This is a genomic window from Pseudomonas taetrolens (genome assembly GCF_900475285.1).
GTDB lineage: Bacteria > Pseudomonadota > Gammaproteobacteria > Pseudomonadales > Pseudomonadaceae > Aquipseudomonas > Aquipseudomonas taetrolens.
The window spans coordinates 4,227,594-4,241,581 of sequence record NZ_LS483370.1; the positions used below are offsets into that span (position 1 = coordinate 4,227,594).

The following is a 13,988-nucleotide window of genomic DNA, read 5'->3' on the forward strand; positions in this document are numbered from 1 at the left end:
AGAAATCATCATGTTACGTCGCCTCTTGTTATTGGGTATGGTCCTGTTGTTGAGCGCTTGCGAAACCACGCAGGTGAATCACGATTTTGATGCCAGCCGCGACTTTTCCAGCTACCGCAGTTGGTCCTGGAAAGAACCCGGCCTGCAATACCGGCCCGACGACCCGCGCATCAAAAGCGACCTGACCGAACAACGCATTCGTCAGGCTGTGGCCGAGCAACTGGGTCAGCGCGGGTTGCGTCAGGCTGCAGCAGGCAGCAAGGCCGACCTGCAGGTGCAAACCTACCTGATCGTCGACAATCGCCAACAGCAAGTCAGTACTAATTACGGTAGCGCATGGGGCGGCCCGTGGGGTGGCTACTGGGGTTCTCCGATGTATAACGAAACCCGCAGCGTTGACTATCAGGTCGGCACCCTGCAAATCGATTTGCTCGATGCCAGAGATGGCAGACTGGTGTGGCGAGGCAGTGCTGAACAGATCGTCAACCCGCGCCCGACACCTGCAGAGCGCAGTGCAGCCATTCATAACGCGGCCAGCAAAATCCTGAGTAACTACCCTCCCAAGTAAGCCTCATACTTTTAGGCGGCACGCACTTACTTGCCCGACATATAACTCACAATGTATTAATACTTTCGTGAAGCCCCATCGTATTTAAACAGTGCTTTAGATCACCGGGCGAAAAGTTCTGATCATTGGCTCACATTACTTATATAAAAACGGCAAATTGCCAGCATTTAAATCGCTTCTTGGCTACACTTCCTGCACCTTTGGAGCGTTAGCGCCGGGCTCTGTTCCGGTATAAGGAGTGCTCGATGTCTCCCCCTCTACGCAGTGCCCGTTTCAAGGGCCCGCAGCCACAACGTGGTGCAATCGGTTTAATGGCTGCCATCGTTCTGGGGATGGCGCTGCTCTTTATTCTGTTGGTGATCGACAGTGGGCGCCTGTACCTGGAGCAACGCAAGTTGCAGCGGGTCGCGGATCTGGCCGTGCTTGAAGCGGTAGGCCGCGGGGGAAGTTGCGTAAATGGTACCGCCGCCACATTCGCTAACGAAAGCGCCAGCCGCAATGGCTTTACTCCCGGAGCCGTACAAAAGGTCAACACCACCTGCGGTACCTTGGTCACAGGCAGTGACAGCCTGCGCACCTTTAAACTGGATGCCACTAAAACCGATGCCATCCGTGTTATTGCCACCACCACCGTTCCCTCCAGCGTGGTTGGTGGATTGTGGAGCATATTTTCAAATAACGGGTTTAATCTCAGTACCCATTTGACGGCGAGTGCGGTGGGGGCCATCGGCGGTGAGCCTCTGGCAATGCTGAGTATTCGGACCTCTCTCGGAACAATAGACAGCTCGAAATCGGCACTTCTCAATGGTGTCATCGGTGGCCTGTTGGGCGGCAAGCTGGACCTGACACTTGCATCGTGGAAAGGGTTGGCATCCACCGATATCAACCTGCTCAGCTATCTGGACCAGCTCGCCATCGACCTGAACTTGACGGCCGGAGACTACAACCAGTTGCTGGATACGCAGGTCAGCGCGACTCAACTCATTAACGCTGCGGTGAATGTACTGGAGAAAGGAGGTCCTGCCGCATCGGTCGCATTGAATGCCCTGAAAACCATTAAGCTGATTGCCAGTAATACGCAGATATTAAAACTGGGGGATTTGCTCAAGATTCAAAATGGCACCTCCAACGCTGGCCTGAATACAGACCTTAAAGTGTTCGACTTACTTCAAGGGATCGTTCAACTGTCGAACGGGAAAAGTGCCATTTTTGCCGACATAAACTCGTCTATTCCACTGGTCGGCAACGTGACCCTGAAACTTAAAGTCATTGAGCCCGCACAGATATCAATGGTGGGCAATCCCGCGCTGGCCATTAAAGACCCTCTGAACGGCCCGAATCGGATTTTTGTAAAGACTGCGCAGGTTCAAACCCACATTCATATTGATCTGGTGGTGTTAAAACTGGTCTCGCAAATCACCTCGGCGCTCACTCAACTCCTGTCCCCGCTGACCAGTGTAGTAAACAGCCTTTTGCATCTGGATCTGGTCGGTGTTTTAAGTTGCCTCGTGGCCTGTGAACGAACCTCGCTGAGCATTGCCTCATCCCTGGATATTTTCCTGGAAGCCGCCAGTGCCAACAGCTATGTGACGGCCTATAACTGTGCCAATACAGCGACCAAAAGCTTGACGGCTCAATCTTCGAGCGCGGCCGCCAAACTGAGCATTGGTACGCCTCCTGCCAACGGCGCGTTTCCTTCAACCGTCGAAATCAACAGAGAGAACTTTCTGGCCGTGGAACCGGTTAAGCTCATCAGTATTGACGTCACCCACTGCTCCATTCTTTTGCTCTGCGGCCCTCTCCAGATGGGCAAGGGCGGAGGGCTGGGACTCAAGGTTCAAGCTCAGCTAGCCGGAAAGTCCGAGCCGCTTGTTTTCTCAGCCCCCACGCTAACCAACGTCAACACGCCTCTCGCCTGGAGAGTACTTCCCGGCGATCCAAACATCATTAGAAGTCTGGGTGACTCTCTGGATAACAAGTTATTGGTCACTTACACCCCCCAGACCGGCAACATTACCAATGATGCACTGGCGGCAGTGGGCGGGCTGGTTAACCAGGTCACCGGCATTCTGTCCACCGCTCTGAAAGGGCTGCTGGCCAACTTGCTCGACCCTATTGTGAACAGCGTACTCAGCGCTCTTGGCGTGGGCCTCGCCAACGCTGAAATCGGCGCCAACCTCTCCTGCAATCAGGGCGGACACCCTCAACTAGTGCTCTAGCAAGCCTCCGGCCTCCACCACCGGCAACGCCACACAGAACCGGGCGCCCGGCCCGGTATTGCTGACGCTTAACCGGCCGCCCATGTTGTCGATGATGCCGTAGCTGACGGACAGGCCCAGGCCGGTGCCGAGGCCGATGGGCTTGGTGGTGAAGAACGGTTCGAAAACCCGCTCCAGCAGGCGCGGGTCGATGCCGCCAGCATTGTCCTGTACCCACAGGCAAACGTTATTGCCGACAGATTCAGCGCAGAGGGCGATCCAGGGCTGGAAATCGCGGTCGGTTTCACGCTTGCTCATCAGGGCATCACGCGCGTTGACCACCAGGTTGATCAGCACTTGCTCCAGTTGGTCAACATAACCGCGTACGAATACGCTGCACGCCAGGCCTTCACTGCGCAGCTCTACCCCTTTGCCGCGTAGTCCTTCCGCCAACAAGGCCAGCGTACCTTCCATTGCCTGGTGCGGATTGAAGACTTGCTGCTCGATTTCAGAGCGACGGCCAAACACCCGCATATGATCGACCACCCGGGCCGCACGCTGGATCTGCGAGTCGATACGAGTGAGCTTGTCTTGCAGGTAGTCGGCCTGCACATCACCGTTGCTCAGGCGTTTGAGTACATTGACGACCGCCATGCGCATCACGTTCAACGGTTGGTTGATCTCGTGGGCCAGACCGGTGGCCATTTCACCCAGGGTGGCCATTTTTGCGCTGTGGGTCAGTTGCTGCTGCGAGCGCCGCAACTCCGTGTTGTCACGGCCAACGGCCTGAATTTCCAGCAAGTTGCCTTGGGCATCGAACACTCCCCGGTCTGACCATACCCACCACGCATGTTCACGCCCCGGCAGCTGCAGACTGATTTCAGCCAGGCTCACCGGGTTTTGCGGGCTCAAGCCAGCGATGCGCTGCACAAAGTCTGCACGCTGCTCCGTCGAGAGCCAACTGCCCAGATTGATCCCCGGCAACTGTGCAGGCGTGCACTCCAGATACGTCGCCAATGGCTGGTTGCCGAAGGTCAGGGTCAGGTCAGGCAGGTAGCGGCAAATCATTGCCGGTGAATCTTCGACCAGCACCCGGTAGCGTTCTTCGCTGCGCTTGACCCGCTCGGCGGTCTCGGTTGCCTCGGTGACATCCAGCCACAGCCCTACGGCTTCCACAGGTAACCCGAGGTCATCACGCAATAACTTGGCCTCGTCCAGTAACCAGTGATAATTGCCACGTTGATCACGCAGGCGATAGCGGGCACGGGCACTGCCATCGCGCAGCAGCTGCCGGGTGCGCTCAAAATACTGCTCGCGATCATCGGGGTGAATCCATTCGATCAACGCAGCACTGGTGCAGTCTTCCAGAGCCCAGCCCAAGAGAGGTTGCAGGCTGGCACTGAAAAAAGCGGGCAGCAACGCCCCCTCTTCATAGCGCTGGACGTAAATCACCGCCGGTGAACTGGCGATCAGGTTATCAAGTCGAGCATGGGCCGCATCGGCTTGAAGTTGCTGGTTCTTAATCAGGCTGACATCGAGCATGAAGCCGACGATGCGGCGCTGACTGCCGGAGCCCTGTGTCTGGCCCTGAATCCGATACCACTGGGGCGGCTCGATACGGGATGGTTGATGCAAACGCACACTCAACAGCATTCCTTTGTCATGCTCCAGCAACTCATTGAAACGACTACTGAGCTCGTCGCGGTCTGCCGGGTGGAACAGTGCCAGCCACGCTTCACGGGGCATCGAGTGTGCACCTGGCTCCAGCAGCAAACTGCTGCCCAATTGCGGAGCAACGTGCAACTGTTGATCGCCGGGGGACCATTCCCACCAGCCTGTTCCCAGCAACCCTTGCAGAGACTCCATGCGATCGCGGTGCTCGACCTGCTGTTTTTCGCGCAAACGTGCCAGCAGCGGCCCGGCCAGCGCCGCGCAGACTTGCGACCAGTCACTCTCGCTCATCAGTGTTGAATGTGCCGACCTCGGATAAAACCCGAACAGCAGCCACGCTGACAGCCCGCAATGATCACGATACGGCACGCGCAGGCCTTCGGCATGACCGAACAGACTGTCCAGCCTGAGCTGTTCCTCTGTTGCCTGACGCTGCAGATCGAGACGCTGAACACCACTGTAACTGTTGAGCTCTGCGCCAATCATTTGCCCTGTGGTCCAGAGCTGCGGGGCGTCAAACGCGTTAAAGGCGCTATAAAGGCGCCAGCCCGGCTGCGCATCATCGCGCAGGGCCAGCGCTACACAGGGCACATGCCAATGCTGGGCGACTCGCTGCAGCGACTCGAGCATCACCACGGGCAAACGCTCAAGGCTGCATTGGCGCAGTTGCTCGGTCATGCTGAGGCTCAATTGCGTGCAGTGCTGACGACTGTGCGCCTGCTGAGTCCCCAGCTTCAAATCCGTGATATCCAGCAGCCGCAGCAGCCAGCCGTCTGCATGGGGCTCAAGCCAGCCGCGGGTGTGAACCACAAGTTGCCCGGCGCCCTGGAAGTCGAGGTCAAGGCTGTGCCCGACCCAGTCTGCCGGTACACCTTCAAGTGCCAGCGTGCTGCCCGGTATCAGATAGTCCCGCAACAGACGCGGTGCTCCCTCGTTGAACCGCGTCAGACCATGACGCTGCCCGCCATGGGACTCGACTACGTGTCCGTACTGATCGAGCAATAGCTGCAACCCCGCCTCGCTGCCGGACGATGACCCGGCCGGCTCTGGAACATGCTCGCTGTTGCGTTTCAAAAAACGGGTGAACAACCGCACACCCTGGCTCAAAAGCTGAGGCTCGACTTGGCTGTCAAATCGGTGGGCAGTTGAGGCACGGTAATCACCCCCAGCTTGAGCACCGGCATAATGCTGCTTAATGCTGTGGCCGGCAGACTGACGGTCACAACCAGCTCACCCGCGTTGTAGGCCGCCGTCTTGACGATGGATCCCTTGATCGCAGAAGGCACCCAGGTCAGTTTCTCCTCAAGTACGGCCTTGGCAACCTCTTCGACTTTCAGCTTGTAGGCCGCTGCAGCCAGAGTAGGATCCACCGCCACGCTGCGCCGCGCCGCTTCAGCCGTCGCATTGTTGAACGACTGCATCAGCAACAGCGGCAAGCTATAGCTGAGCACGCCGTACAACACGGCAAAGAAAATAACGAACACCAGCGCGAACTCAATCGCAGCAGCACCTTTTTGCTTGTGGGAAAGGCCAATTTTCATGACTGTGTCTACCCTGCCGACTTGACGTAATATCATCATAGAATCATTCGTAAATAGGGATATTAATTACGTGATCCAGTTATGGGTTGTATTGCTGTGGTTCGCCGCCTGCGCTATCCAGGATCTGCTGCAACGCCACATTGCCAACTGGCTGACCTTCGGGGCCGCGACGCTGGCATTGCTCTACCTGCTCTGGACCGGGCATACCTGGCTGGGCGCCAGCGCTGCCGAGGGCGGCTGGGCATTGCTGATTGCATTGGCGCTGACCCTCCCCGGGTATGCCCTCAACAAGCTGGGGGCCGGTGATGTGAAGCTATTGATTGCACTGGCATTGGCAAGCGATCGTCTGATGCTGCTGGGTACATTTATTGGCGCAGGGCTTAGCGCAGGACTGTGGTGGTGGCTCGCACCTAAAATCTGCTCTTTGCTGAATCCGCGAATTATCCCGCCTGTTCCTGAATGCATTGGCGAACCGTCAAAAAAACTGCCATTTGCGCCTTTCCTGCTGTGCGGCTTTAGTCTCACAGTCTTGTGCATACCCTAGTCAAAACGTAGGATTTAATAGTTGTACAGTGTGTAAAAGTACGACTATGTTTTATACACCCCCCCATTCAGTGAATGGTAAAGGACGCCTTAGATTGGCTTGCCAGGCATGGAGTAACGCGTGAACAAGCTCACCCCCCTTATAAAAATACTCGTCGTCGACGACCACGCCCTGATCGTCGAAGAACTGTGTGAATTCCTGGAAAGCAGCGGCTATACCTGCGTGCCCTGCCTATCCAGCCGTGAAGCCATAGCTGCATTTGTCGCTGACTCGCAAATCGCTCTGGTGCTGTGTGACCTGCATATGCCAGACATGGACGGCATTGAGCTGACACAGCATTTGCAAGCAATCGCCGGAAAGCGACGAGCTTTCGAAAGCATCCTACTCACGGGTCGTGCAGACAAGCAGGATGTGATCAAGGCCTTGCGAATTGGCATCGCTGATTACTATCAAAAACCGATCGATCTCACCGAATTGCTTGAAGGCATTCAACGTCAGGAAACTATCCTGCTTGATCGACAAAGAAATGATCACTTGGGCCACCTGAACCAAAAGCTGCAATTTTTAGCCGAGTCCATCGATGATCTTTATCACGACATGGAGTCAGTACTACGTCCCCCGCAACGGGTCCCCACCCCTCCCGCCGAGCGGGTCTTGAGCGAAGTCCAGATACCTTCAATTTTCAACCAACTATCACCGCGCCAAATGGATGTGGCAAAACTGGTGGGCAAAGGCCAAACCAACTACCAGATCGCCTGTGATCTGGGCATCACTGAAAACACCGTCAAACTCTATGTGTCGCAAGTGCTGCGCCTGACTCACATGAATAACCGCACCCAATTAGCGCTGGCCTTGTCCCCTGGTGCTTCCGTCAAACGGCATCAGCACACATCGCATTAACCCGGCATACAAGCCGTGAACATACGCTGTCGGAGCAGAGGGCTCGCGATGCAAGCCTCGCCCCCGGTCGCTGTCATGGCACCCGATTCAATCCGGCTTGGCAGAGCCGCCCTCTTTTTGCCCGTAGTATTCGGGAATCGGGTGGGTGTAGCTGTCAAGCCAGCGTTGCAGACTGCGCTCGCGTTCCGCCGGAGTTGCCACTTGCTGTATCGACGACCGGGCTTTGCCGCTGCTCTGCAGATGCAGCCAGTTTTCGGTTTCCTGCTGGGCACTGGACGCAGGCCCCGGTTCAATGGCCATCGCACCCAGAGGCAGCATGACCAGCATCACACCCATACGAATAGAAAAGATCATGGCAAAACTCCAACGCATTAATGGATTGCAGCCACCGGGCTTATGACTTTTACGGTCTGGGCTTTGAGTTCCATCGCCCTTGCCTGTGCATCACTCACTTGTCCGGGCGTCAGCCCGGCACGGGTCACAAGCTCCGAGGCCTGGCTCCAGTTGTCCTGAAAGAGCAACAAAGTCACCAAATTGAGCGCCGCCAAAGCGTCTTCTTGCTTGAGCTCCAGTGCAGTCAAAAACTCAAACCGGGCATCATCGATGCGCAATTGATTGAGATAAACCACCCCTAGGTCATTGCGAATTTTGTCATCGGTGGGCGCCAGCTTCGCTGCTCGCTCCAGGTGAGAGGTGGCCAATGGGTAATTGCCGCGCCCAGCAGCCAATTGCCCAAGACCATGCTCACCCTCAGCCTCCAGGCAGGTGCCCAGCAATCCGCGATACAACGGCTCGGCTTCAGCCCGTCCCAGCTGGCGATAGATACGCGCCTTGCGCAGTTGCACTTGGGCGTGGCGCTCCGGCAGGCTTTGCAGGTTGGCCAGGCTGGCGTGCAGCTTGCCTTCCCTGGCCATGTCGTCGGCCAGGTTCAGCGACAACTCCTGATCGCCACTCAACTTGGTGCAACTGCTGCCGGTCAGGCCTGCCCACGGCGGGTTACTCTGCCCGTCCGTTGCACAGCCGCCCAACAGCAACAGCCCACAGGCGACGATGACAGCTCTCATGTACATACTCCCGATCAAGAGGAAAAGGCTCGTGCCATGGCAAGAAAACTCGGCCCGCCCAATACAATCAGGAGCGCCGGAAACAGAAACGTCATCATCACCACTGACATCTTGGCGGACATTTTTGAGATGTACTCCTCCATGCGCGTCAGGCGTCGGTCATCGAGCAATTCCTTGAGCGACTGCAGCGATTTCATCGCCCCGCCCCCCTGCTGAATCAATTGCTGAAGGATGACGCAGGTGTCATCGAACTCATCCACTGCCAGCAGGCTGGCGGCCTTGTTCAGCTCGCGGCTCAGCTCCAGCCCGGAGTCCACCCGAGCCAGCACCACCTGCAATTCGCTGGTGAGCACCGGCAACAACTGCCGAGCCTCCAGGCTCAGCACCCGCAGCGCCTGTTCAACGGCCATCCCGGACTCAAACAGAATCCGCAGTAACGGTATAAACGTTGAAATCTCAATGGCCGCCTGCTGCTGGCGCTTTTTCGCCGCGTAAGCCAACAAACGCTTGGGGATCAGATATCCCAGGGCCAGGGCGAACAGCAGCACGATCAGCAAATTGCCCGAGCGCGGAAAAAACAGCTCATACCCCAAAAACACCAACCCGGTAAACGCCACCGGAACGCCGATCTGGAATGCCGCAAACAGCGAACGCTGGCTAGCCGTGCGCCAGCCCACACGGTTGAGCAAAGTTTGGGTTTCGGAGTCCATCGAGACCGATCGCTGCCCGTACTTGCTGCTGCCCAGTGCCCGCATCCACTCATTGAACTTGCCGGGGCCGGCCCTGCCACCTTCCAGGCGCTGTATCACCCGTTGGTGGCGCAACCGATTCTGGACCACGTTGTAAATCAGCAGCCCAAGAGCGCCCAACAGCAGAACGGCACATATCACAAAAGCCATGTCATACGCTCCGCACCATGCGCCACAGTGCCAGGCAACCAATCGCCTGCATGATAAAGGCCGTAAGCAACGCGTACTGGCCCGCCGAGTCGTGCCACATGTTGATCAAATATGTCGGGTTAGTGAGCATGAAATACCCGCCCACCAGCAACGGCAACAGCGCCAGAACCAGCGCCGTAATGCGTGTTTCACCGGTCATGGCCCTGAGCCTGCGAGCCCCTTGGTCACGTTCGCGGATCAGCACAATCAGGTTTTCCAGCAGTTCGCTGGCGTTACCGCCATAGCGATAATTGACCTTCAATCCCAGGGCGAACATGCGGAATTCTTCACGCTCATATAGCTCGGCGAAATCCTGTACCGCCTCGGGTAAACTCACCCCCAATTGCACGTTGCGCGACACCCGACTGATGCTGCTCTTGAGCGGGTCGCTGGATGACTCGATCGCGTGCAACACGGCATCAGCCAAGGTCCGCCCCGACTTGAGGCTGCGCACGCAAGAGTCGAGCAACTGTGGCAGCTGTTCGACCATGCGCTTTACCCGGCGCTGGTAACGCCAACTGACAAACAGCTTGAGCAGCAACGGTGGCAGCACCAGGAGCGCAAACAGAAACACCCAGCCGCCGATCAAACCGGCCAGCAGCGCCACCCCGGCCCACATCGCCAGCCATAACCCAATACGTTCAGAAGGCCGCCCCAGGCCCGCCTGGAGAAAGGCCCTGTCCAGCCAAGCCACGCTCACGCTCTTCTGCCCCAGCGCTGGCTGAGCCGCACCCAGGCGCTCCAATACCCGGTTGGTCGCCGGGTCACGCAAAGCGCCATATACCAGGCGCAGCGACAATCCGAACATCATCAGGCTGATCATGAATAGCAGTAAGGCCGGGATCATTGGCAGTCCCTCAGCCGTTTGAATTCAGAATCGGCGCATGACGCAACTTGTCACCCGCCGGGTTCAGGGCGTCTCGCACAAATCCATAGCCTGTGCGTTTATCGAGCCGGAACAAGGTATTGGTGACATACACATCGTCACGTACCCCGACCACTTCCAGCACTTCGCTGACGCAACGACGCCCATCGGGCATGCGGGTCAGCTGAATAATCACATCCAGTGCGGCGCAGATCATCTGGCGCAAGGTCTTTTCTGCCACCGTGCGCCCGGTCAAACCGACCAGGGTTTCCAGACGCAACAGGGCGTCCTGCGCGTTGTTGGCGTGGACGGTGCTCATCGAACCATCGTGGCCCGTGTTCATCGCGGTCAGGACATCGAGTACTTCCACACCACGGATCTCGCCCAGAATGATGCGATCCGGGCGCATCCGCAGAGCGTTGCGAATCAGGTCGCTGGCTTTGACTTCACCGTGCCCTTCAGCATTCGGCGGACGTGTCTCCAGGCGCACCACGTGGGGATGCCCCAGCTGTAATTCGGCCACATCCTCAATAGTGACAAGCCGCTGATGCGGGTCGATCAACTGACTGAGAATGTTCAGCAGCGTGGTTTTACCGGTACCGGTACCGCCGCTGATCAGGATATTGCAGCGTTTGCTGACGGCCTCCTGAAGGAACTCGAGGATGGCCTGATCGATGGTGTGCATCGCAACCAGGTCGCTGCTTTTGAGCATGTCCTTGCGAAACTTGCGAATCGACAGGCACGGGCCATCAAGCGCAATCGGCGGGATAATCGCGTTCACCCGGCTGCCGTCGGGCATGCGCGCATCGACCATAGGCGACGACTCGTCCAGACGCCGCCCCAACGGAGCCAGAATGCGCTGCATCACACGCTCTACGTGATGGTCATCGATAAACCGCAACTCGCTTTGAAACAGGATGCCTTCGCGCTCGACAAAGACCCGGTGCGGGCCGTTGACCAGAATCTCAGTCACCGCCGGATCGCGCAGCAAGACTTCAAGCGGCCCGAAACCCGTGAGTTCGTCGACGATTTCTTCGGCGAGCCGCTCCATTTCGTAACGTGAAATGGCCAGGTGCAGACGCGAGACGTACTCGGCAACACGCTCGGTTACAAACTGCGCCAGGGCAACACGCGATCCTTCCAGCAGGTTATTCCCGTTCTCTTCAATGGCATCAATGATGTAGCGATGCAGCACCAGTTTCAGACCGTCATGGTCTGCACGCCCGTCCTTGTTCAGGCTTGAGCCGAACAGAAGTTCTTTATTCATTTGCCCCCCCACAGACGGCTCAACCAGGCACCCGGTTTGCTAACACCTTGCGGCGCCCCTTTAGAGCCTTTCGCCAGTCGCTCGCCAAGCTTCTTCAAGCCTTGGCTCAGGGCTTCGCGCGGCCCCAGGTCAAACAAGGTGACGGCCTGGTTCTTGGCACTGAGCCGTAGCTCCGGGCTGAGCGGCAAGGTGCTGGCCAGGGCAAATCCAAAGCTCTTGACCAGGGCATCGGTATCCGGTGCAACACCGCGTATGTAACGGTCAACCAGTAATGTGGCATGGTCGAGCCCCATGCCTTTGGCCCGCCATGCACTGAGCACCTCAAGATTGCGGCGGCAATCGAGGACATTTTGATCGGTGTACCAGAGCAATGTGTCGCAGTGACTGACGAAGGTGCGCAACGCCTCGCTGTCCGGCTGGCCGGTGAGGTTGACCACGATATGCTGGAAGTGCTGCCGCAGGGCACTGAGCAACATGTACAACTCGGCCGCGCTGGTGTGCTCCAGTGGCTCATCGTTGTTGCTGTGGGCCAGAATCCGCAAACCACCGGGAGCTTTGGTAAACGCGCTGTCGATCAGGGTGCTGTCCAGGCGGCGCAAATGGCGCAAGGCATCACCAAAAAAGAACGAGCTCTCAAGGCCCAGCAACGCCAGGCCATCCCCGCGGGGCACCCCAAGGTCGAGAAACAGGGTTTTATCTTCATTTTTCTGCACCACCAACCCCAAGTGGCTGGCGAGCAACGCACCGTCGGCGTTGCATTGAGCACTGAACAATACGCTCAGCCCGCCCAGCTCGGCATTCGGAGTGACCGGAGGCAAGCGCTTGCTCAGCCGACGCACCAGCCCGGCCACTTCACTGGAGCGTGAACCGTAAGCGACAAAATCCCGCGCACCCGCGCGCATGGCATTGAGCACCAGCTGGTTATCCATGCCATCGCCGAGGGCAACAATCGCCAGCATCGGCTTGGCCTCCAGCGCACCTTCAATCAGCGCGCATTGAGACACCACCTTGTCTCGGTCCAGACCGACAAAGATCAAGCCGGCGAACGTGACATCCACCAGCGCCAACAACTCATCCAGGCTGCTGCCGGGACCTGCACCGACCACTTGGCCCAGCGGTGCCAGAGCCCCTTGCAGCCATTCAAGATCAGTGCTGTTGCGCGTCAGCGCGAGGAACGTCTGACTCAAGTTCTCGCTCATTGAGATAACCCGCTACGGCGATTGGTATTACCGTTTTCAAGGAAGTACAGGCGATACCAGTTAGGGTCGTAATTGCGCAGTTTTTCGCCCGGCAATGAAGGCAACGGTGCGTTGGCCGCCAACGGCTGAACCAGTCGTGGCGTCACGATCATCAACAACTCACGCTCTTCACGGCTGATGTTGGAGTCGCGAAAAAAAGCGCCCAGAATCGGTATGTCGCCCAGTCCCGGGAATTTGTTCACCTGTGAACTGTTGCGCGTACTGATCAGGCCACTGATCACGAAGCTCTCGCCGTCGGCCAGGGAGATGCTGGTATCGGTGCGGCGCACATTCAAGCCCGGGACCAGGGTTCCGGCGATATTCACGGCATTGGTGTAATCCAGCTCACTGACTTCTGGCGCCACCTTGAGCAAGATACGGTCGCGCCCCACGACAGTCGGGGTCAGCGTGAGGCGGACACCGAACTCCTTGTACTCGATCGACACGTTATCGCTGCCGCTGCTGGGGATCGGGATCGGTACTTCGCCCCCCGCGAGAAAGCTCGCACTCTGACCACTCAACGCAACCAGCGTGGGACGCGCCAGGGTGTAGGCAAAACCGCTGCCTTCCAGTGCGTTGATCATGGCTTTGACCCGACCGCCCCCGAAACCGATATTGAAGTACTTGTCGTTCGCGACCGGTCCGCCAGTGATAAGCCCTTCGGCATTGCTGAGAAATGACCCCGGTGAAGCGAGCAAGAAGTTAGTGCCCACTCCAAAAATCGAAGTGCTGGCTTCCTGCAATTTGGTGCGATTGACTTCAACAAATCGAATTTCAGTTTGTACCTGACTGGAAAGTGTCGGGTCTTCAGAGGGCACAACCGATGCCCCGGTGAAGCCCTCTGTCGCCTTGCCCTTGACGAACACCATGCTCTGGCGCGGCTGTTTGGAACAGGCTGTCCAGACCATCAGGCTGGTCGTGCCCGGGGCCATGCCCGTCAGCAAAAAGGCATTGCTGCCATTGGCATGCACATCGGCGATGGTCGGATCGCCCACTGCAATGCGAGAAATATTCACCACAGACTCCAGCGCTTTCTGTGTCCCTTGGGCCACTTCCAGGACCGCAGGCAATGGTTCGAGAACCGAACAATTGGCCACCACCATTTCAAATGGCAGGCTGCTTAAGATCAGAGTCCAGGCAGCTCGTTTGTACAGCGGAACGCAACGACGACTCATGCTGGGCTTCCCTTGCAAA

13 protein-coding genes are annotated in these 13,988 nt (G+C 57.6%); 4 read left to right on the forward strand and 9 right to left on the reverse strand.

The window, feature by feature from the left end; genetic code table 11:
- The first annotated feature begins 10 nt into the window (after positions 1–10).
- The gene (locus tag DQN55_RS19545; protein WP_048382645.1) at positions 11–568 is read left to right on the forward strand and encodes a DUF4136 domain-containing protein; all 558 of its coding nucleotides are present in this window, start codon (positions 11–13) and stop codon (positions 566–568) included.
- 311 nt (positions 569–879) lie between these two features.
- Entirely contained in the window at positions 880–2,787 is a 1,908-nt protein-coding gene (locus tag DQN55_RS19550; RefSeq protein ID WP_231995621.1) for a pilus assembly protein TadG-related protein, read from the forward strand.
- Here DQN55_RS19550 and DQN55_RS19555 read toward each other — a convergent pair.
- Entirely contained in the window at positions 2,776–5,544 is a 2,769-nt protein-coding gene (locus tag DQN55_RS19555; RefSeq protein WP_053070937.1) for a sensor histidine kinase, read from the reverse strand. The genes DQN55_RS19550 and DQN55_RS19555 overlap by 12 nt on opposite strands.
- Positions 5,541–5,978, reverse strand: coding sequence for a TadE/TadG family type IV pilus assembly protein (locus DQN55_RS19560; RefSeq protein WP_048382647.1), 438 nt, complete (start codon positions 5,976–5,978; stop codon positions 5,541–5,543). The genes DQN55_RS19555 and DQN55_RS19560 overlap by 4 nt, the downstream gene beginning before the upstream one ends.
- A gap of 70 nt (positions 5,979–6,048) precedes the next feature.
- On the opposite strand from DQN55_RS19560, the gene DQN55_RS19565 reads away from it, so the two are divergent.
- Together DQN55_RS19565 and DQN55_RS19570 are read left to right on the forward strand one after the other, a co-directional pair.
- Positions 6,049–6,522 (forward strand): prepilin peptidase, encoded by a 474-nt coding sequence (locus DQN55_RS19565; protein WP_048382648.1) that lies wholly within the window; start codon positions 6,049–6,051, stop codon positions 6,520–6,522.
- Between the two features lie 120 nt (positions 6,523–6,642).
- The gene (locus DQN55_RS19570) at positions 6,643–7,422 is read left to right on the forward strand and encodes a response regulator transcription factor (protein ID WP_048382649.1); all 780 of its coding nucleotides are present in this window, start codon (positions 6,643–6,645) and stop codon (positions 7,420–7,422) included.
- 87 nt (positions 7,423–7,509) lie between these two features.
- Here DQN55_RS19570 and DQN55_RS19575 read toward each other — a convergent pair whose 3' ends face one another.
- Genes DQN55_RS19575 through DQN55_RS19605 form a run of 7 tightly spaced genes read right to left on the reverse strand, consistent with a single transcriptional unit; the run spans position 7,510 to position 13,969 of the window.
- Positions 7,510–7,776 (reverse strand): DUF3613 domain-containing protein, encoded by a 267-nt coding sequence (locus tag DQN55_RS19575; RefSeq protein ID WP_048382650.1) that lies wholly within the window; start codon positions 7,774–7,776, stop codon positions 7,510–7,512.
- A 17-nt stretch (positions 7,777–7,793) separates the two neighbouring features.
- The gene (locus tag DQN55_RS19580) at positions 7,794–8,486 is read right to left on the reverse strand and encodes a tetratricopeptide repeat protein (protein ID WP_048382651.1); all 693 of its coding nucleotides are present in this window, start codon (positions 8,484–8,486) and stop codon (positions 7,794–7,796) included.
- A gap of 14 nt (positions 8,487–8,500) precedes the next feature.
- A complete protein-coding gene (locus DQN55_RS19585) occupies positions 8,501–9,385 on the reverse strand; it encodes a type II secretion system F family protein (protein WP_048382653.1) in 885 nt (294 codons plus the stop codon).
- A 1-nt stretch (position 9,386) separates the two neighbouring features.
- Positions 9,387–10,271, reverse strand: coding sequence for a type II secretion system F family protein (locus DQN55_RS19590; RefSeq protein WP_048382654.1), 885 nt, complete (start codon positions 10,269–10,271; stop codon positions 9,387–9,389).
- Between the two features lie 10 nt (positions 10,272–10,281).
- Complete coding sequence (locus tag DQN55_RS19595) at positions 10,282–11,556, reverse strand: CpaF family protein (RefSeq protein ID WP_048382655.1); 1,275 nt, start codon at positions 11,554–11,556, stop codon at positions 10,282–10,284.
- Entirely contained in the window at positions 11,553–12,755 is a 1,203-nt protein-coding gene (locus DQN55_RS19600; protein WP_048382656.1) for a pilus assembly protein, read from the reverse strand. The genes DQN55_RS19595 and DQN55_RS19600 overlap by 4 nt, the downstream gene beginning before the upstream one ends.
- A complete protein-coding gene (locus DQN55_RS19605; protein WP_048382657.1) occupies positions 12,752–13,969 on the reverse strand; it encodes a type II and III secretion system protein family protein in 1,218 nt (405 codons plus the stop codon). Before DQN55_RS19605 ends, DQN55_RS19600 begins: the two co-directional genes overlap by 4 nt.
- Positions 13,970–13,988: the final 19 nt, after the last annotated feature.

Excerpts from the sequence above, each read along its gene's own strand:
- DQN55_RS19545 (WP_048382645.1), top strand. The coding sequence starts at position 11 with ATGTTACGTCGCCTCTTGTTATTGGGTATGGTCCTGTTGTTGAGCGCT.
- DQN55_RS19550 (WP_231995621.1), top strand. The coding sequence starts at position 880 with ATGGCTGCCATCGTTCTGGGGATGGCGCTGCTCTTTATTCTGTTGGTG.
- DQN55_RS19560 (WP_048382647.1), bottom strand. The coding sequence starts at position 5,978 with ATGAAAATTGGCCTTTCCCACAAGCAAAAAGGTGCTGCTGCGATTGAG.
- DQN55_RS19575 (WP_048382650.1), bottom strand. The coding sequence starts at position 7,776 with ATGATCTTTTCTATTCGTATGGGTGTGATGCTGGTCATGCTGCCTCTG.
- DQN55_RS19580 (WP_048382651.1), bottom strand. The coding sequence starts at position 8,486 with ATGAGAGCTGTCATCGTCGCCTGTGGGCTGTTGCTGTTGGGCGGCTGT.
- DQN55_RS19585 (WP_048382653.1), bottom strand. The coding sequence starts at position 9,385 with ATGGCTTTTGTGATATGTGCCGTTCTGCTGTTGGGCGCTCTTGGGCTG.
- DQN55_RS19590 (WP_048382654.1), bottom strand. The coding sequence starts at position 10,271 with ATGATCCCGGCCTTACTGCTATTCATGATCAGCCTGATGATGTTCGGA.
- DQN55_RS19595 (WP_048382655.1), bottom strand. The coding sequence starts at position 11,556 with ATGAATAAAGAACTTCTGTTCGGCTCAAGCCTGAACAAGGACGGGCGT.
- DQN55_RS19600 (WP_048382656.1), bottom strand. The coding sequence starts at position 12,755 with ATGAGCGAGAACTTGAGTCAGACGTTCCTCGCGCTGACGCGCAACAGC.
- DQN55_RS19605 (WP_048382657.1), bottom strand. The coding sequence starts at position 13,969 with ATGAGTCGTCGTTGCGTTCCGCTGTACAAACGAGCTGCCTGGACTCTG.